The sequence below is a fragment of the Acidovorax sp. FG48 genome, from assembly GCF_057809085.1.
Genome location: NZ_JBMDJH010000005.1, coordinates 131,407 through 153,904, shown reverse-complemented (window position 1 = coordinate 153,904; position 22,498 = coordinate 131,407). Strand labels below are relative to the sequence as shown.

The 22,498-nt window shown below is 63.7% G+C and carries 27 protein-coding genes; 11 read left to right on the top strand and 16 right to left on the bottom strand.

Annotated elements, in window-relative coordinates:
* Positions 1 to 166 precede the first annotated feature (166 nt).
* A complete protein-coding gene (rpsO, locus tag ACODSU_RS09540) occupies positions 167 to 433 on the bottom strand; it encodes a 30S ribosomal protein S15 (protein WP_005793232.1) in 267 nt (88 codons plus the stop codon).
* A 356-nt stretch (positions 434 to 789) separates the two neighbouring features.
* On the opposite strand from rpsO, the gene ACODSU_RS09535 reads away from it, so the two are divergent.
* Complete coding sequence (locus ACODSU_RS09535) at positions 790 to 1,092, top strand: hypothetical protein (protein ID WP_488841958.1); 303 nt, start codon at positions 790 to 792, stop codon at positions 1,090 to 1,092.
* A gap of 91 nt (positions 1,093 to 1,183) precedes the next feature.
* Here the strand turns inward: ACODSU_RS09535 and ACODSU_RS09530 are convergent, their stop codons facing one another.
* Both ACODSU_RS09530 and ACODSU_RS09525 read right to left on the bottom strand, forming a co-directional pair.
* Positions 1,184 to 1,660, bottom strand: coding sequence for a molybdenum cofactor biosynthesis protein MoaE (locus ACODSU_RS09530; protein ID WP_488841956.1), 477 nt, complete (start codon positions 1,658 to 1,660; stop codon positions 1,184 to 1,186).
* 51 nt (positions 1,661 to 1,711) lie between these two features.
* Positions 1,712 to 1,942, bottom strand: coding sequence for a hypothetical protein (locus ACODSU_RS09525; protein ID WP_015013264.1), 231 nt, complete (start codon positions 1,940 to 1,942; stop codon positions 1,712 to 1,714).
* 87 nt (positions 1,943 to 2,029) lie between these two features.
* Here ACODSU_RS09525 and ACODSU_RS09520 point away from each other — a divergent pair, with 87 nt between their 5' ends.
* The 3 genes from ACODSU_RS09520 to dapA all read left to right on the top strand — a co-directional run bounded on the left by ACODSU_RS09520 (position 2,030) and on the right by dapA (position 3,806).
* Positions 2,030 to 2,284, top strand: a complete 255-nt coding sequence (locus tag ACODSU_RS09520) for a hypothetical protein (protein ID WP_015013263.1) — start codon at positions 2,030 to 2,032, stop codon at positions 2,282 to 2,284.
* Between the two features lie 4 nt (positions 2,285 to 2,288).
* A complete protein-coding gene (locus ACODSU_RS09515) occupies positions 2,289 to 2,648 on the top strand; it encodes a hypothetical protein (protein ID WP_488841954.1) in 360 nt (119 codons plus the stop codon).
* A gap of 270 nt (positions 2,649 to 2,918) precedes the next feature.
* The gene (gene dapA, locus ACODSU_RS09510; RefSeq protein WP_488841953.1) at positions 2,919 to 3,806 is read left to right on the top strand and encodes a 4-hydroxy-tetrahydrodipicolinate synthase; all 888 of its coding nucleotides are present in this window, start codon (positions 2,919 to 2,921) and stop codon (positions 3,804 to 3,806) included.
* On the opposite strand, the gene moaD is transcribed toward dapA, so the two are convergent.
* From moaD to ACODSU_RS09470, 8 genes are all read right to left on the bottom strand, one after another.
* On the bottom strand, positions 3,793 to 4,044 hold the full coding sequence (gene moaD / locus ACODSU_RS09505) for a molybdopterin converting factor subunit 1 (RefSeq protein WP_015013260.1): 252 nt from the start codon (positions 4,042 to 4,044) through the stop codon (positions 3,793 to 3,795). The two genes, dapA and moaD, sit on opposite strands and share 14 nt — an antisense overlap.
* On the bottom strand, positions 4,041 to 5,294 hold the full coding sequence (locus ACODSU_RS09500; RefSeq protein WP_488841952.1) for a molybdopterin molybdotransferase MoeA: 1,254 nt from the start codon (positions 5,292 to 5,294) through the stop codon (positions 4,041 to 4,043). Before ACODSU_RS09500 ends, moaD begins: the two co-directional genes overlap by 4 nt.
* Positions 5,279 to 5,848, bottom strand: coding sequence for a molybdopterin-guanine dinucleotide biosynthesis protein B (gene mobB, locus ACODSU_RS09495; RefSeq protein WP_309825407.1), 570 nt, complete (start codon positions 5,846 to 5,848; stop codon positions 5,279 to 5,281). Before mobB ends, ACODSU_RS09500 begins: the two co-directional genes overlap by 16 nt.
* 159 nt (positions 5,849 to 6,007) lie before the next feature.
* On the bottom strand, positions 6,008 to 7,438 hold the full coding sequence (thrC, locus tag ACODSU_RS09490; RefSeq protein WP_488841949.1) for a threonine synthase: 1,431 nt from the start codon (positions 7,436 to 7,438) through the stop codon (positions 6,008 to 6,010).
* 39 nt (positions 7,439 to 7,477) lie between these two features.
* A complete protein-coding gene (locus ACODSU_RS09485) occupies positions 7,478 to 7,792 on the bottom strand; it encodes a response regulator (RefSeq protein ID WP_309825412.1) in 315 nt (104 codons plus the stop codon).
* A gap of 35 nt (positions 7,793 to 7,827) precedes the next feature.
* Complete coding sequence (locus tag ACODSU_RS09480) at positions 7,828 to 9,162, bottom strand: homoserine dehydrogenase (RefSeq protein ID WP_488841946.1); 1,335 nt, start codon at positions 9,160 to 9,162, stop codon at positions 7,828 to 7,830.
* Positions 9,163 to 9,234: 72 nt separating this feature from the next.
* A complete protein-coding gene (locus ACODSU_RS09475) occupies positions 9,235 to 10,263 on the bottom strand; it encodes a DUF1176 domain-containing protein (RefSeq protein WP_488841944.1) in 1,029 nt (342 codons plus the stop codon).
* Between the two features lie 37 nt (positions 10,264 to 10,300).
* Positions 10,301 to 11,548, bottom strand: a complete 1,248-nt coding sequence (locus ACODSU_RS09470; protein ID WP_015013253.1) for a pyridoxal phosphate-dependent aminotransferase — start codon at positions 11,546 to 11,548, stop codon at positions 10,301 to 10,303.
* A gap of 148 nt (positions 11,549 to 11,696) precedes the next feature.
* Between ACODSU_RS09470 and ACODSU_RS09465 the strand changes: the two genes are divergently transcribed.
* The 4 genes from ACODSU_RS09465 (at position 11,697) to ACODSU_RS09450 (ending at position 15,169) form a co-directional block, all read left to right on the top strand.
* Complete coding sequence (locus ACODSU_RS09465) at positions 11,697 to 12,068, top strand: Mth938-like domain-containing protein (RefSeq protein ID WP_488841942.1); 372 nt, start codon at positions 11,697 to 11,699, stop codon at positions 12,066 to 12,068.
* 225 nt (positions 12,069 to 12,293) lie between these two features.
* On the top strand, positions 12,294 to 12,779 hold the full coding sequence (locus ACODSU_RS09460) for a peroxiredoxin (protein ID WP_015013251.1): 486 nt from the start codon (positions 12,294 to 12,296) through the stop codon (positions 12,777 to 12,779).
* A 238-nt stretch (positions 12,780 to 13,017) separates the two neighbouring features.
* The gene (locus ACODSU_RS09455; protein ID WP_488841940.1) at positions 13,018 to 14,778 is read left to right on the top strand and encodes a PhoH family protein; all 1,761 of its coding nucleotides are present in this window, start codon (positions 13,018 to 13,020) and stop codon (positions 14,776 to 14,778) included.
* Between the two features lies 1 nt (position 14,779).
* Entirely contained in the window at positions 14,780 to 15,169 is a 390-nt protein-coding gene (locus tag ACODSU_RS09450) for a hypothetical protein (protein WP_488841938.1), read from the top strand.
* Positions 15,170 to 15,289: 120 nt separating this feature from the next.
* Here ACODSU_RS09450 and dnaB read toward each other — a convergent pair whose 3' ends face one another.
* The 5 genes from dnaB to rpsF all read right to left on the bottom strand — a co-directional run bounded on the left by dnaB (position 15,290) and on the right by rpsF (position 18,320).
* Entirely contained in the window at positions 15,290 to 16,702 is a 1,413-nt protein-coding gene (gene dnaB, locus ACODSU_RS09445; protein ID WP_043565250.1) for a replicative DNA helicase, read from the bottom strand.
* Between the two features lie 167 nt (positions 16,703 to 16,869).
* Positions 16,870 to 17,322, bottom strand: a complete 453-nt coding sequence (gene rplI / locus ACODSU_RS09440; RefSeq protein WP_488841936.1) for a 50S ribosomal protein L9 — start codon at positions 17,320 to 17,322, stop codon at positions 16,870 to 16,872.
* A 12-nt stretch (positions 17,323 to 17,334) separates the two neighbouring features.
* Positions 17,335 to 17,616: a 30S ribosomal protein S18 gene (gene rpsR / locus ACODSU_RS09435; protein WP_005795932.1), complete on the bottom strand. Its 282-nt coding sequence runs from the start codon at positions 17,614 to 17,616 to the stop codon at positions 17,335 to 17,337.
* Between the two features lie 17 nt (positions 17,617 to 17,633).
* Positions 17,634 to 17,924: a primosomal replication protein N gene (gene priB, locus ACODSU_RS09430; protein ID WP_060987052.1), complete on the bottom strand. Its 291-nt coding sequence runs from the start codon at positions 17,922 to 17,924 to the stop codon at positions 17,634 to 17,636.
* Positions 17,925 to 17,942: 18 nt separating this feature from the next.
* Entirely contained in the window at positions 17,943 to 18,320 is a 378-nt protein-coding gene (rpsF, locus tag ACODSU_RS09425; RefSeq protein ID WP_015013245.1) for a 30S ribosomal protein S6, read from the bottom strand.
* A gap of 307 nt (positions 18,321 to 18,627) precedes the next feature.
* Here rpsF and grpE point away from each other — a divergent pair, with 307 nt between their 5' ends.
* The 3 genes from grpE (at position 18,628) to dnaJ (ending at position 22,449) form a co-directional block, all read left to right on the top strand.
* On the top strand, positions 18,628 to 19,179 hold the full coding sequence (gene grpE, locus ACODSU_RS09420) for a nucleotide exchange factor GrpE (protein WP_015013244.1): 552 nt from the start codon (positions 18,628 to 18,630) through the stop codon (positions 19,177 to 19,179).
* Positions 19,180 to 19,273: 94 nt separating this feature from the next.
* Positions 19,274 to 21,223 (top strand): molecular chaperone DnaK, encoded by a 1,950-nt coding sequence (gene dnaK, locus ACODSU_RS09415; RefSeq protein WP_488841933.1) that lies wholly within the window; start codon positions 19,274 to 19,276, stop codon positions 21,221 to 21,223.
* 83 nt (positions 21,224 to 21,306) lie between these two features.
* Positions 21,307 to 22,449 (top strand): molecular chaperone DnaJ, encoded by a 1,143-nt coding sequence (gene dnaJ / locus ACODSU_RS09410; protein ID WP_295940558.1) that lies wholly within the window; start codon positions 21,307 to 21,309, stop codon positions 22,447 to 22,449.
* Positions 22,450 to 22,498: the final 49 nt, after the last annotated feature.

The following is a 22,498-nucleotide window of genomic DNA, read 5'->3' as shown; positions in this document are numbered from 1 at the left end:
TGGCTTGGAGAGCAATTCAGAACACGATGCCATTCCAGTGAAGTGCTACACAATGCAGCGGCAACAACTTCATTGGAATGACACAGCTTCGCTCTGTTTTGCGACTCCGAAGTAAAAAACGCCTGAGCTAGCGGACTAACCCAGGCGTTTTGGCATGCAATGAAAATTACTTGCGCAGACCCAACTTGGCGATCAGCGCGGTGTAACGGTCAGCGTCCTTGGCCTTCAGGTAGTCCAGCAGCTTGCGACGACGGCTCACCATGCGCAGCAGGCCACGGCGACCATGGTGGTCCTTGGCGTGTGTCTTGAAGTGAGGGGTCAGTTCGTTGATGCGAGCGGTCAGCAGGGCCACTTGCACTTCTGGACTACCAGTGTCGTTGGCAGCACGGGCGTTCGCCTTGACGACTTCGGCCTTGATGGAGGATGCAATCATGTTTTTTCCTTGAATGTGGCCTGCCGCAAGCGGAAAGCCATGGTTTTTACTTGCGCCAGCAGCTGGAACGGCCGCGGGCGTGCGTCTTGCACCATGCAAAACTCGTGGATTATAACCCGAGGCCCTGAATTCACCTCTGGCCGGTCTCTCGGCACACGCCCAGGCCGATGTCACCCGATCAGAACCAAAGGCCTGTTGCCGCCTGGGGCCGCCTGTGTAGTGCCGAGGATACGCCGCAGCTCCGGCGCCGGTGGCATAGGGCCACCCCGGCGAATTCCAGCCCAAGCCACGCTTAAGATCACTCGTGGGTCAGCTAAGCCCCGGCATTTCAACACTTCACTCCCGGACGATTCAACATGCCACCCACCCCGGCTCTCCACCCATCGACCCACCTGGCACTGCACAAGGCGACCGCTCTCCTGCTTTTGTGCATGCTGGCCCTGTGCCTCGGGCTGCATCCCGAGGCCAGCCACGCCACGACCAAGAACGCGGCCCAAGGCGCCCATGGCGAAGTGAGCAAGAAAAAGAAGTCCACCAAGGTGAAACAGGAGCGAAGCTCATCAGAGGAAAGCCGCTCGGACCGTGACCGCCGGCTGTACCGGGAATGCAAGGGGCGCGCCAATGCAGGTGCCTGCCTGGGATACACCAGCAAACCCTGACTCCACGCACCACGCCAGCAGAGGCACAGGCCCACCGCATCGCTGAGACGCCCTGGCACGGCGCAGGCGCTGCGCACCGGCCGCTGCTGGTTCAGGCGTTGGCCGCCGTGATGCCCCAGCGCGCGAGCGCAGCATCGTCACTCACCCGCGCATCCACCCAGCGGGCGCCCTGTGGGGTTTGTTCCTTTTTCCAGAAAGGCGCCTGGGTCTTGAGGTAGTCCATCAAAAACTCGCAGGCCTGAAAACTCTGGCCCCGGTGGGCGCTGGTCACCGCGACCAGCACGATCTGGTCCAGGGGCTGCAGCAGACCGACGCGATGTATCACGCGGGCACCAAAAATATCGAAGCGCCGAAAGGCCTCGTCCACCATGGCTTCGATGGATTTTTCGGTCATGCCGGGGTAGTGCTCCAGCTCCATGGACGACACCGGGTCGCCATCGTTGCGGTCACGTACGGTGCCCACAAAGCTGCACACAGCGCCCACCCCCTTGTTTTCGCGGCGCAGGTTTGCGATTTCAACGGACAGGTCAAAGTCCTCGGTCTGGATGGAAACACGGGGCAAGATCATGGCAATGGCTCTCAGCGGGGGAGGCGTAGGAAGTTCGGCCAGAAAGGCGCATCAAGGCGAGCGATGCAGCCGTGGTGCAGCCAGCAGTGCGCGCTCTTCTTCCACCACCTTGTTCAGCTGCACCAGTGCGGGCGACGAGGGCAACTGGGCCAGCAATGCTTGCAGGCGCGTGATGTCGCCCACGCTGGGCGCCACCTTGATCTGTGCGACGGCGGCAGGCAGGTTGCCGCCCCGGACCAGCGCCAGTACCTTGGCGGGCCATTCACTTTTGTTGCGTGCCATAACTTGGAAAAAACAATTGTCTGTACGATTCGCCCGCACTGTACCCGCATGCGATCGGGTGCGCGATCTTCTAGCCCTCCCCCGCCCATGGCCACACAAACGATTGAGACCGACCTCTACAAGCTCTATCCGTCCCCGCGCAATGCCGTCCGCGATGTGTTCGAGCACCAGGTCTTCGTGCCCCACCCTTACGCCATCATTGACCTCGATGTGATGGAACTGGCGGGCAAAACCACGCTGTTCGGCGCGTGCCGCCTGTCGGACATGAAAATGGGCCAGGTCGTGACTTTCGAGCTGGCATCCGACCAGGCCAAGTTCGAGCGGCTTTTTACTCCCGACTGAGCCCATGGACGACGACAACCAGATCCACGTGCCCCCGTCCTTCATGGCGGTGTACACCGACGCACGGGGTCGCCTGACCGAAAAGGCGGACGCCGTGCGCACCCGCTACGAGCTGTGCGAAGACCTGGCGGGCCACCTGGTGGAGCACGCACAGACGCTGTACCACGTGCAGGCGCCGTCAGAGACCGAGATCCTGCAGCGCATTCATGCAGGACTGTGCACGGCGGAATCTGGCGTGTCGGTGCCCGAGGCAACGTGGATCGTCACCCGGCTGGCCGAGCTGCTGGTGTGGCAATGCCCGATGCTGCAAGCCCCTCCACCCACGCCGGTGGACGACGCGCCGCCGGGACTACCCTCACACTGATGGGTCCGGGTCCATGCCCCCTTGCAAAGGCCTGGCTATACTGCGCCCCATGCCCACGCACGCACTCTTTGCCATGACCTCCGCACCCGCGGTGGCGTTGCAGTGCGTGGTCAAAGCCAAAAAACCCCAGCTCATCTGACCGGAGCTGTGTGGTTCCGTCCCGGATGAGCGACGGAACCTGTTGGCAAAAATCTCCCTTTTTTTGGCTCCTGGCGACTCGCGCACCTGTGACGGTTCTTCCCTTGGTCGAACCTTGAAAGGACGCTTCGCATGCCTGCAGTCTCTGCCTCCCCCACCCCGCTCCAGGGTCTCTGGATTCCCCTGGTCACCCCGTTCCATGACGGCGCTGTGGACCACCCCTCCCTCGCCCGTATGACAAAGAAGCTGGCCGGCCAGGGCATTGCGGGCTTTGTTGCCTGCGGGTCCACCGGCGAAGCCGCAGCGCTCGACAAGGCGGAGCAGTTGGCCGTGCTGGAGACGGTGCTGGACGCCTCACAAGGCCTGCCCGTGGTGATGGGACTGTCGGGCTACCACCTGGGCCAGACGCAGGAATGGGTGCAGGCCCTGGCGCGGTACCCCCTGGCCGGACTGCTGGTACCGTCACCGCACTACATCCGCCCGTCGCAAGACGGGTTGCTGCTGTGGTTCCGCGCCCTGGCCGACGCCAGCGCCGCGCCGCTGGTCATCTACGACATCCCCTACCGCACAGGCGCCACGCTGGCCACCGACACCCTGCTGGCACTGGCCGAACACCCGCGCATCTGCGCCATCAAGGACTGCGGCGGCAATGCTGCCAAGACCCAGGCACTGATCGCGGACGGGCGCCTGGCCGTGCTGGCGGGCGAAGATGCGCAGATGTTCACCACCCTGGCCCTGGGCGGCCACGGCGCGATCGCCGCCAGCGCGCACTGGCAGGCACCGCGTTTTGTGGCCTTGATGGAGTTGCTGCGCGCGGGTGACCTGCCGGAGGCCCGCAGGGTGTGGCAGGCCTTGTTGCCTTGGGTAGAGGTGTGCTTTGCAGAACCCAACCCGGCGCCGCTGAAGGCCGTGCTGGCCCACGCGGGCTGGATGCGCAATGAACTGCGCGCTCCAATGACAGCGGCCTCCGCCGCGCTGGAGCAGCGCCTGCAGGCCCTGCCCGGGCTCAGCCCCCGGTAACCGGGGGGAAGAAAGCCACCTCGGCCCCATCGGCCAGGGTGGCGGATTCGTCGCTCAAGGTCTGGTTAAGCGCCATGCGCACGGCGCGGCCCCGCGCCAGGCTGCTGGCGTGGGCACCGCCGCGAGCGATGAGTTCGTCGCGCAGGGCGCCCAGCGTGGTGGCGGCGGTTTCGACCGCTTCACTGCCTTGCCCAATGGCTTCGCGGATCGATGCGAAGTAGCGCACAGTGATCTTCATCCCAGCAACTCCGAAAACGCGATGAATTGCACCGTGTCGCCCGGCGCAATCGTCTGGCCCGCCGGGTTGTCCACCACGCCGTCGCCCCAGGCCGCCGAGGTAAGCACGCCCGAGCTCTGGTTGCTGAACAGGTCCAGCCCGCCCGCCGCGTTGAGCCGCACGCGCAGAAACTCGCGGCGTTTGTCGGCCTTGGGCCAGTGGAAATCGGCACGGACTGCCACGGCTTGCGGCGCCACGTCCTGCACGCCCTGCAGCCGCAGCACAAAGGGCCGCACCAGCAGCGCAAAGGTGAGAAAGCTCGACACCGGGTTGCCGGGCAGGCCCATGAAGTGGGCCGCACCGCCTTCTCGCGGGATCTGGCCGTAGGCAAACGGCTTGCCGGGCTTCATGGCGATCTGCCACAGGTCCAGCGTGCCCAGAGTCTCTACAGCCGGCTTGATGTGGTCTTCCTCTCCCACGCTCACGCCGCCGCTGGTCAGGATCAGGTCGTGTGCGCTGCTGGCCTGGCGCAGGGCGTCGATGGTGGCGTCGCGCCGGTCAGGCACGATGCCAAAGTCGGTGACCTCGCAGCCCAGGCGCAGCAGCATGGCGCGCAGAAAAAAGCGGTTGCTGTTGTAGATGGCGCCGGGGCGCATCTGCTCGGGCGGCACCTCGCCGGGCATGACCAGTTCATCGCCCGTGGAGAACAGTGCCACGCGCGGACGGCGCGCCACCTGCAGCTGGTGCAGGCCAATGCTGGCCGCCAGCCCCAGTTCGGCCGGAGTGAGGCGCGTGCCCGCTGACAGCACCACCGCACCCTGGGTGATGTCCTCGCCCGCACTGCGAATCCACTGACGCGCTTGGGGCACAGCGTTGATCCGCACCGAACCCAGGCCATCGGCCGCCGCCAGGGCCTCGCAGTCCTCCTGCATCAGGATGGCATCGGCGCCTGCAGGCACCGGCGCGCCGGTGAAGATGCGCGCCGCCGTGCCAGGCAGCAGCGGGTCGCCCGCACTGCCCGCAGGAATGCGCTGCGACACGGGCAACACCACACCGGCCGCCGCCACATCGGCGCAACGCACGGCATAGCCGTCCATCGAGCTGTTGTCCTGCGGGGGCACTTGCAAGGCCGACACGCAGCTCTGCGCCAGCACGCGGCCGTCCGCGTCAAAGGTGGTGACCGTGTCGGTGGCAGGCAGCGGCTGGGCTTGTGCCAACAGATCCGCCAGCGCCTCGTCCAGCGGCTTGAGGGGCTTCATTGCGGGGCGCATGGCAGCAGCCCCCCGTGCAGTTCCCAGTTGTATTCAAAGCGGTGTTCGTACCGGATAAGCCAGTCCACCACCTTGTCGGGCGCGTTGAGATCCAGCAGCGGCAGTTGCGTGGGCACCGGCAGGCTCTCGGGCGCATCGGTGGCCACGGCCACCACAAAGTCATCCTCTGGGTAGCGCACGGGCTTGGCCAGTTGCCCGGGCTCGGGCGCGCGCCAGACCTCGATCTTGAGCAGGTCGCTGTCCTTGAAGCCCTCCACCAGCACCCAGTCCACGCCTTGATAAAGCTCGGCCAGCAGGTGATGCACGCTGAGCGTGGCGGGCTGCTCGAACTCGCGCACCAGCATCAGGCGCTTGTCCGATGCGGCGACCACTTCGAAAGCCCCCGCCTCACGGTGGCGGTAGGTGTCCTTGCCCGGGTGGTCCACATCAAAACTGTGGTGGGCATGCTTGACCACCGATACGCGCAGCCCCCGCAGCCGCAGTGCGGGGATCAACTGCTCGACCAGCGTGGTCTTGCCACTGCCGGAGAACCCGGCAAAACCGACAACCTTCATCCACTGCTCCTTGATTAGCTATGCTATTTATAGCTTGCAGCGCATATCTGACTAGCGCTTGGGGCGATTTTGATCAGAAACCCGGGTTATCCCGACCCGCAAAGCGCCTACCGGCACCTGCCGCCGAACCGCCCGGCCTGAGCCTGCACCCCGCCCAGTTCAGGCGCAATGGCGCTCGATGTAGGCCTTGACCAAGTCCACGTCGGCAGGCATGACCTGCACCCGCTTGGGCAGGTCTTCGATGCCGGCGAACTTGGCAGGCCGCTCGGGCGCATGGCCCAGGGCTTCGACGATGGTCTCGGCAAACTTGATGGGCAGCGCCGTCTCCAGCACGATCATCGGCACGTTGGGGTCCTGATGGTGCTCCAGGGCCACCTTCACCCCGTCGGCGGTGTGGGTGTCAATGGTCACTCCATGGCGCTGGTAGTTGTCGCGGATGGTGGCCAGGCGGTCGGCATGGGTGCTCTTGCCGCTTTCAAAGCCGTACTTGGCAGCGGCATCGGCAAAACATGGGTCCTGGCTCAGATCAAACCGACCGTCCCTGGACAGGGCATCGCCAAACAGAGCCTTGGTGCGCGCGCCGTCGCGGCCCAGCAGGTCGAACACAAAGCGCTCGAAATTGCTGGCCTTGCTGATGTCCATGGACGGGCTGGAGGTTTCGTGCGTGTCCGCACTGCCGCGCACGCGGTACACGCCGGTGCGGAAGAACTCGTCGAGCACGTCGTTCTCGTTGGTGGCCACCACCAGCTTGGCAATGGGCAGGCCCATCATGCGCGCCACATGGCCCGCGCACACGTTGCCGAAGTTGCCCGAGGGCACCGTGAAGCTGACCTTCTGGTCGTTGGTCTCGGTGGCCTGGATATAGCCCGCAAAGTAGTACACCACCTGCGCCAGCAGGCGCGCCCAGTTGATGGAGTTGACCGTGCCAATCTTGTACTTGTGCTTGAAGGTGTGGTCGTTGGAGACGGCCTTGACGATGTCCTGGCAGTCGTCGAACACGCCTTCGATGGCGATGTTGTGGATGTTCTCGTCCTGCAGGCTGAACATTTGCGCCTGCTGGAAAGCGCTCATGCGACCGTGCGGGCTGGTCATGAACACACGCACACCCGCCTTGCCGCGCATGGCGTATTCGGCCGCGCTGCCAGTGTCGCCACTGGTGGCGCCCAGGATGTTGAGCTGCTCGCCACGACGGCCCAGTTCGTACTCGAACAGGTTGCCCAGCAACTGCATGGCCATGTCCTTGAAGGCCAGCGTGGGGCCGTTGGACAGGGCTTCGAGCCAGAGGCTGTTTTCGAGGTGGCGCAGGGGCACGATCTCGCCCGTGCCGAACACTTCAGCGGTGTACGTCTTGGCGCACAGGGCCTTCAGGTCGGCAGCGGGGATGTCGTCGATATAGAGCGACAGGATCTGGAACGCCAGCTCGGCATAACCTTGCTCGTGGTAGGCCTTGCGCAAGCGCGCGAGCATGGCGTCATCCACCTGCGGGTAATGCTCGGGCAGGTACAGGCCACCATCGGGCGCGAGGCCTTCGAGGAGGATGTCGCAAAACTGCTTGCGGTCTGCATGGCCGCGGGTGCTGAGGTACTTCATGAGGGGTTCCCGTCGGTATCGGTGAATGGGGTGAACTGGCTAAAAGCTGATGCCGTACACACGGATGTCAATGTAGAGACGCGAGGCGATCAGCAGGAAGAACCCGCCGATCAGGATGAGCCAGTGCAGTGCCCGGTCCTGGCGGTTGTCGGTGCGCTCCAGCAGCACAAAGTAGAGCCACGCGGCCAGAAAGCTGCCCGCCCCGTTGAGGACGGCCTGCGTGCGCGGCATGGACCCGAACAGGGCCAGTGCGACCAGCAGGCCGAACCAGAACGCCAGATGCCAGCGCGGCAGATCGACATGCGCCATCTTGAGCAGCGCCGACAGCGTGAGGGCGGCAACCAGCGTGGGCATGGCGGGGCAGCATCATGGCGCGGCGTGGTCCATCATCATTTGAGCTCTTCCTTGCGAATGCGCGTGATGGGCGCCAGCACGGTAGGCAGAGCCTGCATTTGTGCAATGACGGCATCCATCGTGCCTTCGCGGGTGTCGTGGGTCAGGATGATCAGGTCGGTCTGGGTCGAGCCCTCGCCGCCCACTTCGTCCGCCTCGCGCTGCAGCACGGCGTCGATGCTCACACCGGCCTCGGCCAGCAGGCCTGTGACCTTGGCGAGCACGCCAGCCTGGTCGGCCACGCGCAGGCGCAGGTAGTAGCTGGTGACCACTTCGCTCATCGGCAGCACGGGCAGCTGGTCCATGGCACCTTGCAGCGTGTTGGCCTGGAAGGCCAGGTGGGGCACGCGGTGTTCGGGGTCGGCCGTGTGCAGGCGGGCAATGTCCACCAGGTCGGCAATCACGGCGCTGGCGGTGGGCTCGGAGCCCGCGCCCTTGCCGTAGTACAGCGTGGTGCCCACGGCATCGCCCTGCACCACCACGGCGTTCATGGCACCTTCCACATTGGCGATCAGGCGCTTGGAGGGCACGAGGCTCGGGTGCACGCGCAGCTCGATACCCTTTTCGGCGCGCTTGGTGATACCCAGCAGCTTGATGCGATAACCCAGCTGCTCGGCGTACTTGATGTCAGCCGCGGAGAGCTTGGTGATGCCTTCCACATAGGCCTTGTCGAACTGCACGGGGATGCCGAAGGCGATGGCCGACATGATGGTGGCCTTGTGCGCGGCGTCCACGCCTTCGATGTCAAAGGTCGGGTCGGCCTCGGCGTAGCCCAGGCGTTGCGCTTCCTTGAGCACCACATCAAAGTCCAGGCCCTTGCTGCGCATCTCGGACAGGATGAAGTTGGTGGTGCCGTTGATGATGCCGGCGATCCACTGGATGCGGTTGGCCGTGAGGCCTTCGCGCAGCGCCTTGATGATGGGGATGCCCCCGGCCACGGCGGCCTCGAAGGCCACCATCACGCCCTTGGCAGATGCGGCCGCAAAAATCTCGGTGCCGTGCACGGCCAGTAGCGCCTTGTTGGCAGTGACCACATGCTTGCCCGCCGCGATAGCTTCGAGCACCAGGGCGCGAGCGATGCCGTAGCCCCCAATCAGTTCGATCACGATGTCGATGTCGGGGTTGGCGATGATGGCGCGGGCGTCGTTGACGACCTGGATGCCGTCACCCACCACGGCCTTGGCGCGCGCTACGTCCAGGTCTGCCACCATGGTGATCTCGATGCCACGGCCAGCACGGCGGCTGATTTCGTCCTGGTTGCGTGCGAGCACGTTGAACACGCCGCTGCCGACGGTGCCGATGCCCAGAAGGCCTACTTGGATGGGTTTCATAGCAATGGAGAGAGAAAGAAAAACAATGATTCGGGAAGGATGTATGGGGCGAGGGGTCGAGCAGCAGATCCGTCAACGGGTGACATAGGTCGGCAACTGCCAGGCGCCGCCCGCAAAGCCACGGCACATGCCGTCGCCAGACTCGCTGCTCAGCACAAAACCCTGGCCGTCGAACTGCCACTCACGCACCCACCAGCAGTCGCCAATGCCACGGCCCTTCATCGCCGAATGCACCATGCCCGAGGCGGGATCGAAATCGCCGTCCACGTCCTGCAAAGGCTCTGGCTTGTAGGGCGGGCGGTCGTTGGCGACCCACAGCAGGCTGCTGAAGTTGTAGGCCCCCATGCCGCAAGGCACGGACAGCAGCACCTTGCGATCCGTGAGCCGGTAGACCTGCACGTTGGCGGGGTTGAACGCATCGTCGCCATTGCACTGGCCCTCGGTGCTGGCGCGATCCAGCGCAGCCACCAGCGGCTTGGCCAGCGCGGCATCGCCCTTGCGCGCAGGCAGCGGGGTCACCGCCTTGATCACGGGAGCTGGCAAAGGGGGCAACACGGAAGCCTCTGGCTTCGTGCCCTTGCGCACTAGGGCGCCCGGTGTGCCCACCCGGCCCTGGGCCTCGTCCATCTTGAGCAGAACTGCGGTGACACCCGCCAGCGACAGTACCCAACGGTCCTTGCCAGCGGCCACCATGGCCTCTTCATTCTTGAGCAACTCCTGCAGCAGGCGGGGCACCTGGGCCGCAGGCACGTTGGGGGTGTCGCCCTTGAGCCCCGGCAACGAGAGTGCACCTACCTTGAGGTGCAGCGACGCTGGAGAAGCCTTCTCGGTGGACACCTGCAGATCCACCAACACTGGAGTGTCAGGCCCTGCCGCGCGGGTCAGGCGCATGGAGACCGGCTCCGACTCGCCACTCTCCGACTGATACCCCACGGCCCTGCAGGTGCGGGTGTTGTCGCACTGCAAGGCCCAGTCCTTGTGCTGGAAGCTTACGGGCTCCTTGCCCTTGTCGGCAGCGTGCACGGCACCGAGCAAGCCCGCCGCCACCAGCACGCACGCGGCAACATGCCGGGCAAGGTCTAGAGCGGAGGGGCTGCGCATGGAGCGTATCGCCTTGTTGTCTGGGCAACGCGACGGATCAGGCCGCGACCGCTGCCGCAGTGGTCTGCTTGCGCTTTCGGTATTGCTCCAGGAAGCGCGCCACGCGGCCAATGGCATCGCGCAAGTCGTCTTCATGGGGCAGGAACACGATGCGGAAATGGTCGGGCGCAGGCCAGTTGAACCCCGTGCCCTGCACCAGCATGACCTTGGTTTCCTGCAGCAGCTCCAGGAAAAACTGCTGGTCGTCCTCAATGGGATACACGGCCGGATCCAGGCGCGGGAACATGTAGAGCGCAGCCTGAGGCTTCACACAGGTCACACCCGGAATGGCGGTGATCAGTTCATACGCCAGGTCACGCTGCTTGCGCAGGCGGCCGCCTTCGCACACCAGTTCGTTGATGCTCTGGTAGCCGCCCAGCGCCGTCTGCACGGCCCACTGGCCGGGCACGTTGGCACACAGGCGCATGTTCGAGAGCATGTTCAGGCCCTCGATGTAGTCCTTGGCAGGCTTCTTGTCACCCGACACCACCAGCCAGCCAGCGCGGTAACCGCAGGACCGGTAGCTCTTGGACAGCGAGTTGAAGGTGAGTGTGAGCACATCCTCGCTCAGCGAGCCAATGGCCGTGTGCTTGGCGCCGTCGTACAGCACCTTGTCGTACACCTCGTCCGCAAAGATCACCAGGCCATGTTCGCGGGCGATAGCCACGATGCCCTTGAGCAACTCGACCGAGTACAGCGCCCCTGTGGGGTTGTTGGGGTTGATGACCACGATGCCTTTGGTGCGCGGCGTGATCTTGGAGCGGATGTCGTCCAAGTCGGGCATCCATCCATTGGCTTCGTCACACAGGTAGTGCACCGGGGTGCCGCCCGACAGGCTCGCCGCAGCGGTCCACAACGGGTAATCCGGCGACGGCAGCAGCAATTCGTCGCCCGTGTCCAGCAGCGCATTGGTGGCCATCACGATCAGTTCGCTGGCGCCGTTGCCTAGGTAGATGTCGTCCAGCGCCACGCCCTTGATGCCCTGCTTCTGGGTTTCATGCATCACGGCCTTGCGGGCTGCGAAGATGCCCTTGCTGTCCGAATAGCCCGCCGAGTTGGGCAGGTTGCGGATCATGTCCTGCTGGATTTCCTCGGGGGCATCAAAACCGAACACGGCCAGATTGCCGATGTTGAGCTTGATGATCTTGTGCCCGTCTTCCTCCATCTGCTTGGCCGCGTCCATGATCGGGCCCCGGATGTCGTAGCAAACATTGGCGAGCTTGGCGGATTTTTGGACGGTTTTCATGCGCTGACAGTAGTGCGGTGGGGTCAGGAGGCCGCCGGGGCCGGCGCCCTCAGGCGAAACCTATAATTTGACCACAGAACCGTTGCCATCCCCCGGCGGCAGACGCCGCTGCCATGCCCCGCAGTCCCCGGGCTCACCCATTCCCGACATGAAATTCCAGCCCGACCGCTCCAACGCACAGACTATCAGCGGCTACGGCCCCGGCTGGATCGGCATCGACGCCGACAAGATCACCCACAGCGTCATCATCGGCTCTGGGGGCCTGCGCCAGCCCTGGCCCTGCGCCCGCTTTGAGGACCTGACCCCGGAGCATTTCGCCCAGCTGGCCGGACTAGAGACAGAGCTAGTCATACTTGGCAGCGGCCTGCGCAACCGCTTTCCACCTCCCGCCTGGCTCGCCCCCCTGATCGCGCGGCGACTCGGGCTGGAGACCATGGACACCCAGGCAGCCTGCCGCACCTACAACATCCTGGCGAGCGAAGGGCGCAATGTGGTCGCCGCGCTGATTCTCGAAGTCTGAGCGCAAGGCGAGCTACCGCCCCAGGGCCTGCAGCGGGCGGCATGGCGACCTATGCACAGGCATACCAAAGTACCCGCCCACCCGCGCCGGACACACTGTCTTACATTTGGCCGGGAACCGATTTCAGGGTAAAATTACGGGTTGCGGTCGGGGGCACCACCAAGAGCAATAACACACCCACTCCCCCGGCTTACCAACGACTACATCCTGAGAGATTGAAGTGATATGGCGATCGTTGTCAACAAACCCCTCCCTGAATTTGAAGCCAACGCAACCGGTGGTATCAAGGTCTCCAACACCTCCCACCTTGGCCAAATTCTGGTTCTCTACTTCTATCCCAAGGACAACACGCCGGGCTGCACCACGGAGGCCATGCAGTTTCGCGACAAGTACAAGGATTTCGTGAAGGCAGGTGCCGCCGTGTTCGGCGTCTCGCGCGACAACATGAAGTCGCACGACGACTTCAAGGAAAAGCTGGAACTGCCCTTCGAGCTGATCGCCGACACCGAAGAGAAGATGTGCCACATGTTCGGCGTGGTCAAGAACAAAATCATGTACGGCAAGAAGGTCAAGGGCATCGAGCGCAGCACCTTCCTGATCGGCCCTGACGGCCTGCTGGTGCAAGAATGGCGCGGCCTCAAGGTGCCCGGCCATGTGGACGAAGTCCTCAAGACCGTCAAATCCCTCAAGGCCCTGAAGAAGGCCGCCTGAGCCCAGCACGGATTGCAAAGGGTTCGATTGCGCTATTTCAGTCCATCAGGGGTCATTGGAGCATCCACGCGACACACCGCCCGTTTTGCCTCGGCAAGACACATGGAGTGGGCATAATGGATCAATGCCCCTGGTTACTGCACCGCTAGCACCCACCCAAAAAGCCGCCTTGGCCTCCAGGCGGCTTTTTGCTTTCTGACCCATCCGTTACCCCTTTACCGACCGAGGCCCTGCCACCATGCCCCTGCCCCCCGCCCCCAGCCGGCGCGCTGCACTCCTCGCGCCAGAAGCCTTTGAAGTCACGGCCCGCCCTCGCGTAGCGACCACCTCCGCCAACGAACCGGTGGCCGCGCCCCTGCGCACTGCAGCAGCCCCGGCCCGCGCCGGCCGCAAGGCAGACAGTGTGGCCTCTGCGCTGGCAGCACCCGAAGCCGCTCCGCTGGTCCAGGTCGAGACCCGCGCCCGCACAACCGAACCCGTCATCGCCCCCGCGGCTCGCAGCACCGGGACTCGCAAGGCACGGAGCACCAGCGCTGCGCCGACCGTTACCGCCAGCACCGCACCAGCCACCGCAACCACCACCCGAGCCCGCAAATCCGCGTCACAAGGCCCGACCAAGCTCTTCGTGCTGGACACGAATGTACTGCTGCACGACCCGACTAGCCTGTTCCGCTTTGAAGAGCACGACATCTTCCTGCCGATGATCGTGCTGGAGGAACTGGATGGCCACAAGAAGGGCATGACCGAAGTCGCCCGCAATGGGCGCCAGGCCAGCCGCACGCTGGACGCGCTGGCGGCCGCCCAGGGCGCCGACATGGACAAGGGCCTCAAGCTCGACTCCACCGGCCAGCGCGCCGCAGGCGGCCACCTGTTCTTCCAGACCGTACCGCTGGACTACAGCCTGCCCACTAGCCTGCCCCCCGGCAAGGCCGACAACCAGATCCTGGGCGTGGTGGAAGCGCTCCGCAAACTGCATGCCCCGCGCGAGGTCGTGCTGGTGTCCAAGGACATCAACATGCGCGTCAAGGCGCGCGCCCTGGGCCTGAACGCCGAGGACTACCAGAACGACAAGACGCTGGAAGACGGCGACCTGCTGTACGCTGGCGTGCTGGCCCTGCCACCGGACTTCTGGACCAAGAGCGGCAAGAACGTGGAAAGCTGGCAGAGCGGCGCCCACACCTACTACCGCATTGGTGGACCGATCGTGCCGCAGCTGATGATCAATCAGTTCGTGTACTTCGAGGCGCCCGGCGAGCCCAGCCTGTTCGCACGGGTGAGCGAAATCCGCGAAAAGACAGCCGTGCTGCAGACGCTCAAGGACTATGGCTCTGCCAAGAACGCGGTGTGGGGTGTGACCACCCGCAACCGCGAGCAGAACTACGCCATGAACTTGCTCATGGACCCGGAAATTGACTTCGTGACGCTGACCGGCACGGCGGGCACCGGCAAGACCCTGCTGGCCCTGGCTGCGGGCCTCACCCAGGTGCTGGACGACCGCCGCTATACCGAGATCATCATGACCCGAGCCACCGTGAGCGTGGGCGAGGACATCGGCTTTTTGCCCGGCACCGAGGAAGAAAAGATGGGCCCCTGGATGGGCGCGCTGGACGACAACCTGGAGTTCCTGGCCAAGGGCGACGGCGGCAACGCCGGCGAGTGGGGCCGTGCGGCCACCAACGAGCTGATCCGCAGCCGCATCAAGATCAAGAGCATGAACTTCATGCGCGGGCGCACCTTCCTGAACAAGTACGTGATCATCGATGAGGCGCAGAACCTGACGCCCAAGCAGATGAAGACGCTGATCACCCGCGCAGGCCCTGGTACCAAGATCATCTGCATGGGCAACCTGGCGCAGATCGATACACCGTATCTGACCGAAGGCTCGTCCGGCCTGACCTACGCGGTAGACCGCTTCAAGGGCTGGCCACACAGCGGCCACATCACGCTGGCGCGGGGCGAACGCTCACGCCTGGCGGACTTCGCCAGCGAGGTGCTCTGAGTTGGCGGCAGGCTGGGTTGCCGCACTGAAGCTGGTGCCCTGGGGCGACGTCATCGAGGCGACGCCCCAGATCCTGCAGGCCGCCAAAAAGCTGCTGGGCACTACGCAGAAAGGGAATGCCGACGCTGCAGCGGAAGCACTGGAAGGCGGGGCTGGTGGCGAACCCGCCATGCCGGTCGCCTTGCAGCTCCAGCATCTGCGCGACCGGGTGGCGCAGTTGGAGTTGGAGCAGCAAGAGTCGGCCGTGCTGATCCAGTCGCTGGCCGAACAGAATGCCCAGGTAGTGCGAGCGGTGGAGGTGCTACGGCAGCGCCAGCAACGGCTCACAGTAGCCACAGGCATCCTGGCCGCGGCATGCACGGGGTTGCTGGTGTGGGTGCTGCGGCAGTAGTGCCAATGTGCATACTGCGCGACTGGAGCCACAGACGCTGGACTACATAGCGTCCGCCCTCAGTCGCTATAAATTCAATAGCTGCTAGCGCATATGAATCATGCGCTAGCAGCTATTTTGCTAGAAATCGTCGCCCGAACCCATCGCCAGGTTCTCAAAGCGCGTCTGGTTCTTCTGGAAGAACAGCTTTACCGTACCCGTAGGGCCATTACGCTGTTTGCCGATGATGACCTCGGCCACGTTGGGCTCCTTGGAGTCCTTGTTGTAGTAGTCGTCGCGGTAGATGAACATGATGATGTCCGCGTCCTGCTCGATGGCGCCGGATTCGCGCAGGTCGGACATCATGGGGCGCTTGTCGGTGCGCTGCTCTACCGAACGGTTGAGCTGCGACAGCGCAATCACCGGGCACTGCAGCTCCTTGGCCAGCATCTTGAGGCCCCGGGAGATTTCGCCCAGCTCTGTCGCCCGGTTGTCGGCACTGCCTGCGCCCGAGCCGCTCATGAGCTGCAAATAGTCCACTACGATCAAGCCCAGCTTGCCACACTGGCGCGCCAGGCGCCGTGCATTGGCGCGCAGCTCGCTGGGCGTGAGCCCCGGGGTTTCGTCGATGTGCAGCGACACCGTGCGCAGCTTTTCGATGGCCTCAGTCAGGCGTGGCCACTCGTCGTCGGTGAGCTGGCCGGTACGCAAATGCCCTTGGTTCACGCGGCCGATGGAGCCCACGATACGCACCGCGAGCTGGGCGGCGCCCATTTCCATGGAGAAGATGGCGACGGGAAGGCCTTCGTTCAGCGCGACGTGCTCGGCAATGTTCACCGCAAACGAGGTCTTGCCCATGGAGGGGCGCGCCGCCAGCACGATCATGTCCCCCGCCTGCAGCCCCGAGGTCATGCGGTCCAGGTCGGCAAAGCCGGTGGGAATGCCGGTCACGTCCACCGGGTTGTCGGCCATCTCCTGCACCTTGTCGAGCAGGTCGATCACCAGTGTGTCGAGCGACTGGAAGCCCTGTTTGGTCCGCGATCCCTCTTCGCCAATGGCAAAGATCTTGGCCTCGGCCTCGTCCAGAATGCGCTCCACGGTCTTGCCTTGCGGGTTGAAGGCATTGGTGGAGATTTCATCGCTTGCCGTGACCAGTTTGCGCAGGATGGCACGCTCGCGAACGATCTCGGCATAGCGCCGGATGTTGCTGGCGCTGGGCACGTATTGCGCCAGGTTGTTGAGGTAGGCGAGCCCCCCCATCTCCTGTGCCTTGCCCTGGTTCTGCAGGTGCTCGAACACCGTGATCACATCGGCTGGCTTGCTGGCATTGATCAGCGCGCCGATGGCGGTGTAGATCATCTGGTGTTCATGGCGATAGAAATGGCTCTCCACCAGCAAGTCACCCACGCGGTCCCAGGCGTTGTTGTCCAGCAGCAGCCCCCCCAGCACGCTGGACTCCGCCTCGATGGAGTGCGGTGGCACACGCAACTGGGCAATCTCACGGTCCGGCACGGGCGTGAATCCATCATCAAGGGGTGGGAAAACGGCAGACATGGAATCCTCGGAGTCAACCCGGCATGCTATCGCCCGCACGGCGCGTCGTCATGGCACAAGTCTGTGGATAAGGCGGGGGTAACCCGTGGGCAACCGTGTACAAACCACGGTCACACAAAGACAAAAGCCGCCCGAGGGCGGCTTTGTCGAAAAGTCCGAACGGACGATCAGGCGGTTTCGCCGTAGACCGACACGTTGACTTCCACCACCACATCGGTGTGCAGAGCCACGCTCACAGCGCTGTCGCTCACGACCTTGATCGGGCCGTTGGGCAGGCGGATTTGCGACTTGGCAACCTTGTAGCCTTGCTTGTTCAGCTCTTCGGCGATGTCGTGGTTGGTCACGGAACCAAACAGACGGCCATCCACGCCAGCCTTTTGGGTCAGCTTGACGGTGGTACCGGCCAGCTTTTCGCCTTGGGCTTGGGCTTCTGCCAGCTTGACAGCAGCAGCCTTTTCGAGTTCAGCGCGCTTGGCTTCGAACTCTGCCTTGGCGGCTTCGGTGGCGCGGCGGGCGCGGCCAGCAGGAATCAGAAAGTTGCGGGCGTAGCCGTCTTTGACCTTGACGATTTCACCGAGGTTGCCGAGGTTCACAACCTTGTCGAGCAGAATGATTTGCATGGGTTGTGCTCCTTAGATCTTGTGCTGGTCGCTGTAAGGCACCAGGGCCAGGAAGCGGGCGCGCTTGATGGCAGTGTTCAGCTGACGCTGGAAGATGGCGCGCGTGCCGGTCAGGCGTGCGGGGATGATCTTGCCGTTTTCGGCGATGAAATCGCGCAGCGTGTCGACATCCTTGTAGTCGATTTCTTCAACACCGGTCACCGTGAAGCGGCAGAAGCGCTTGCGCTTGAACAGCAGGGACTGTGTGTTGCGCTTTGGGCGCTTGTCTTTGTTGAACTTCTTGAACGTGGCCATTGCGGACCCCTTGAAAATTAATTTTGTTGAATATCCTGGATGTGCAGCACTGCGGTCTTGCCGTTGCGCGGCGTGGCCAGAAATCCAGAGAAAGTCCAGAGACTTCCGATGTTTTGCCTTGCCAGTCGCTCGGCCATCGCTCCAAACGCGGTGGCCTTCATGGCGGCCTTGACTTCGCGGGGGTGGCCTGCCTCGGTTTGCTGGGACTCGTGTTCGAGGCGCAGCGAGATGGCAGGCAATCCGGCAGGCGTGTAGCGCAGGGGTTCAGCCTCTGCGATACAGGCGGTCAAGACGACGCGGTTCTCCACTCCAAAGAGAGAAGAGGATCAGCGCTCGCCGGCCGCTGCGTATTCAGCTTGGCTGGCCTTGCGGGCTTCTTCGCGCTCCACGGTCTTCATCATGGAGGAAGGACCGGTTTCAGCCTTCTTCTTTTGCACGGTCAGGTGGCGCAGCACGGCGTCGTTGAACTTGAAGGCGTGCTCCAGTTCAGCCATCACAGCCTGGTCGGCTTCAATGTTCACGCACAGGTAGTGGGCCTTGGCCAGCTTGTTGATCAGGTACGCCAGTTGACGACGGCCCCAGTCTTCCACGCGGTGCACCTTGCCACCGCCAGCGGTGATCATGCCCTTGTAGCGCTCCAGCATGGCTGGCACTTGTTCGCTTTGATCCGGATGGATCAACAAAATGATTTCGTAATGACGCATGCAGACTCCTTTTGGGTGAGACCACCCACCGCGTCTAGAAGTGGTGTGGCAAGGGAAAGCCTGCGATTGTAACCCGACCGCTCGCGCTTGTACACTCAGCACCTCCGCCACCGCATCGCCCACGTCCCATTTGTTCAGCCCTGGGAGATCCGGCCCTTGCAAAAACGGCGGTTGGGCCGACATGCCTTACAACCACTTGCGCCAGTCCGGGCCGTCACAACGACAAATCCCTGGCGCAGACCTTGATATTGCCCGGCGAGCCCCCAGATGCCGCGCGTACCGCTTTTTTACCTCTTCACTTACTGACATGTCAGACCACAGCCAAACCAACCCCGCCCAGAGCGCCCCCGCCCCCGAAGAAGTCGAAGCTGCCATGGCTGCCCACGCCTCCGATGAGCTGGCTCGCCTGCAGGGCGAGCTGGCCGAGCTGAAGGCCAAGAGCGCCGATCTGGCCGACCAGTTCCTGCGTGCCAAGGCGGAGGCGGAGAACGCCCGCCGCCGCGCTGAAGAGGAAGTGTCCAAGGCCCGCAAGTTCGGCATCGAGAGTTTTGCCGAGAGCCTGTTGCCCGTGGCCGACAGCCTGGATGCCGCCCTGGCCATCAAGGAAGCCACCCCCCAGCAGCTGCGCGAGGGCGCCGACGCTACGCTGCGCCAGCTGACCTCGGCCCTCGAGCGCAACAAGGTGGTGGCCATCAACCCCGCTGCAGGCGCCAAGTTCGACCCCCACCAGCACCAGGCCATCAGCGTGGTACCCGCTGAACAAGAAGCCAACACGGTGGTCGCCGTGCTGCAAAAGGGCTATGTGATCGCCGAGCGCGTGCTGCGCCCCGCCCTGGTCACCGTGGCGGCCCCCAAATAAAAGCCGCAAAAAATCGCCCCGGAAGACTTGAACCCCACCAAGTTATCCACAAGTTACTAGCCATCTAAACCATTCAAGCATTCGGAGAAAAATCATGGGAAAAATCATCGGCATTGACCTGGGCACCACCAACAGCTGCGTCTCCATCATGGAGGGCAACACCACCCGCGTGATCGAAAACAGCGAAGGCGCGCGCACCACGCCGTCCATCGTGGCTTACCAGGAAGACGGCGAGATCCTCGTCGGCGCATCCGCCAAGCGCCAGGCCGTGACCAACCCCAAGAACACGCTGTTCGCGATCAAGCGCCTGATCGGCCGCAAGTTCACCGAAAAGGAAGTGCAAAAGGACATCGACCTGATGCCCTACTCCATCGTGGCCGCCGACAACGGTGACGCCTGGGTGGAAGTGCGCGGCAAGAAGCTGTCGGCCCAGCAAGTGTCGGCCGACATTCTGCGCAAGATGAAGAAGACCGCCGAGGACTACCTGGGCGAGCCCGTGACCGAGGCCGTGATCACCGTGCCCGCGTACTTCAACGACGCGCAGCGCCAGGCCACCAAGGACGCTGGCCGCATCGCAGGCCTGGACGTCAAGCGCATCATCAACGAACCCACGGCTGCGGCCCTGGCCTTCGGCCTGGACAAGCAGGAAAAGGGCGACCGCAAGATCGCCGTGTATGACCTGGGTGGCGGCACGTTCGACGTGTCCATCATCGAAATCGCCGACGTGGACGGCGAAAAGCAGTTCGAAGTGCTGTCGACCAACGGCGACACCTTCCTGGGCGGCGAAGACTTCGACCAGCGCATCATTGACTACATCATCAGCGAGTTCAAGAAAGAGCAAGGCGTGGACCTGTCCAAGGACGTCCTGGCCCTGCAACGCCTGAAGGAAGCCGCTGAAAAGGCCAAGATCGAGCTGTCCAACTCCGCCTCCACCGACATCAACCTGCCCTACATCACGGCCGACGCTTCGGGCCCCAAGCACCTGAACATCAAGCTGACCCGCGCCAAGCTGGAAGCCCTGGTGGAAGAGCTGATCGAGCGCACCATCGCTCCCTGCCGCATGGCCATCAAGGATGCTGGCGTGTCCGTGTCCGACATCCATGACGTGATCCTGGTCGGCGGCATGACCCGCATGCCCAAGGTGCAGGAGAAGGTCAAGGAGTTCTTCGGCAAGGACCCCCGCAAGGACGTGAACCCTGACGAAGCCGTGGCCGTGGGCGCCGCCATTCAGGGCCAGGTGCTGTCGGGCGACCGCAAGGACGTGCTGCTGCTGGACGTGACTCCCCTGTCCCTGGGTATCGAAACCCTGGGCGGTGTGATGACCAAGATGATCACCAAGAACACGACCATCCCGACGAAGTTCGCGCAGACCTTCTCGACGGCCGATGACAACCAGCCTGCCGTGACCATCAAGGTCTACCAGGGCGAACGCGAAATGGCTTCGGGCAACAAGCTGCTGGGCGAATTCAATCTGGAAGGCATTCCACCAGCAGCCCGTGGTGTTCCACAGATCGAAGTGTCGTTCGACATCGACGCCAACGGCATCTTGCACGTGGGCGCCAAGGACAAGGGCACCGGCAAGGAAAACAAGATCACCATCAAGGCCAACTCGGGCCTGTCGGAAGAAGAAATCCAGAAGATGGTGAAGGACGCCGAGCTGAACGCCGCCGACGACAAGAAGAAGCTGGAGCTGGTGCAGGCCCGCAACCAGGGTGAAGCTGCCGTACACAGCGTGAACAAGAGCCTCGCCGAGCATGGCGACAAGCTCGAAGCCGGCGAAAAGGACGCCATCACCGCCGCCGTGAAGGCCCTGGAAGAAGCCCTGAAGGGTGAAGACAAGGCTGCCATCGACGAAAAGACGACCGCGCTGATGGCCGCCAGCCAGAAGCTGGGCGAGAAGATGTACGCCGAATCGCAGGCAGCGCAAGCCGCCCAGGCGGCCGGTGGTGCAGACGCCGCAGGCGCCTCGGCCGGTGCAGCCAACAAGCCCACCGATGACGATAACGTCGTCGATGCCGAGGTGAAGGAAGTCAAGAAGGGCTGAACGAGCCCCCGTTGACCCGAGCCGCCGCGCATTGCTCTGAGGGGCTGCGCGGCGTTCCTGTTCCAACTGGGTTCTGAATCACTATGTCCAAACGAGACTTTTATGAAATCCTGGGCGTTCCGAAAAACGCCTCGGACGAAGAAATCAAGAAGGCCTATCGCAAGCTGGCGATGAAGCACCACCCTGACCGCAACCAGGGTGATGCCGCCAAGCCTGCCGAAGAGAAATTCAAGGAAGCCAAAGAGGCTTACGAAATGCTCTCCGACCCGCAAAAGCGGGCCGCCTACGACCAGTACGGCCACGCCGGCGTGGACCCAAACATGCGCGGCCCCGGCGGTGCAGGTACCGAAGGGTTTGGCGGTTTTGCCGAGGCGTTTGGCGACATCTTTGGCGACATGTTCGGCCAGCAAGGCCGTGGCCGGGGCGCCGGCGGGCGCCAGGTGTACCGAGGCTCCGACCTCAGCTATGCCATGGAGATCACGCTGGAAGAAGCCGCGCGCGGCAAGGATGCGCAGATCCGCATCCCCTCGTGGGACACCTGCGACACCTGCCATGGCAGCGGCGCCAAGCCTGGCACCAGCGCCAAGACCTGCGGAACCTGCCAGGGCGCAGGCACGGTGCAGATGCGCCAGGGCTTCTTCAGCGTGCAGCAGACCTGCCCCCACTGCCGCGGCACGGGCAAGATCATTCCTGAGCCCTGCACCACCTGCCACGGCCAGGGCAAGCTCAAGAAGCAAAAGACGCTGGAAGTGAAGATCCCTGCGGGCATCGACGACGGCATGCGCATCCGCAGCACGGGCAACGGCGAACCGGGCACCAACGGCGGCCCACCGGGCGACCTGTACATCGAGATCCGCCTGAAGAAACACGACATCTTCGAGCGCGACGGTGACGACCTGCACTGCCAGGTGCCCGTGAGCTTCATCACGGCCGCCCTCGGCGGCGAGATCGAAGTGCCCACGCTGGCGGGCAAGGCAGCCATCGACATCCCCGAAGGCACCCAGGCCGGCAAGCAGTTCCGCCTGCGCGGCAAGGGCATCAAGGGTGTGCGCGCCAGCTACCCCGGCGACCTGTACTGCCACATCGCGGTCGAGACGCCCGTGAAGCTCACCGAGCACCAGCGCAAACTGCTGCGCGAGCTGGAAGACTCCCTCAAGAAGGGCGGCGCGCGCCATTCTCCCAGTGGCGAGAGCTGGACGGACCGCTTGAAGAACTTCTTCAGCTGACCCCTCACGCACGGGTTTCCTCGCCCCAAACCGCCTGCAGCCCCAAGGC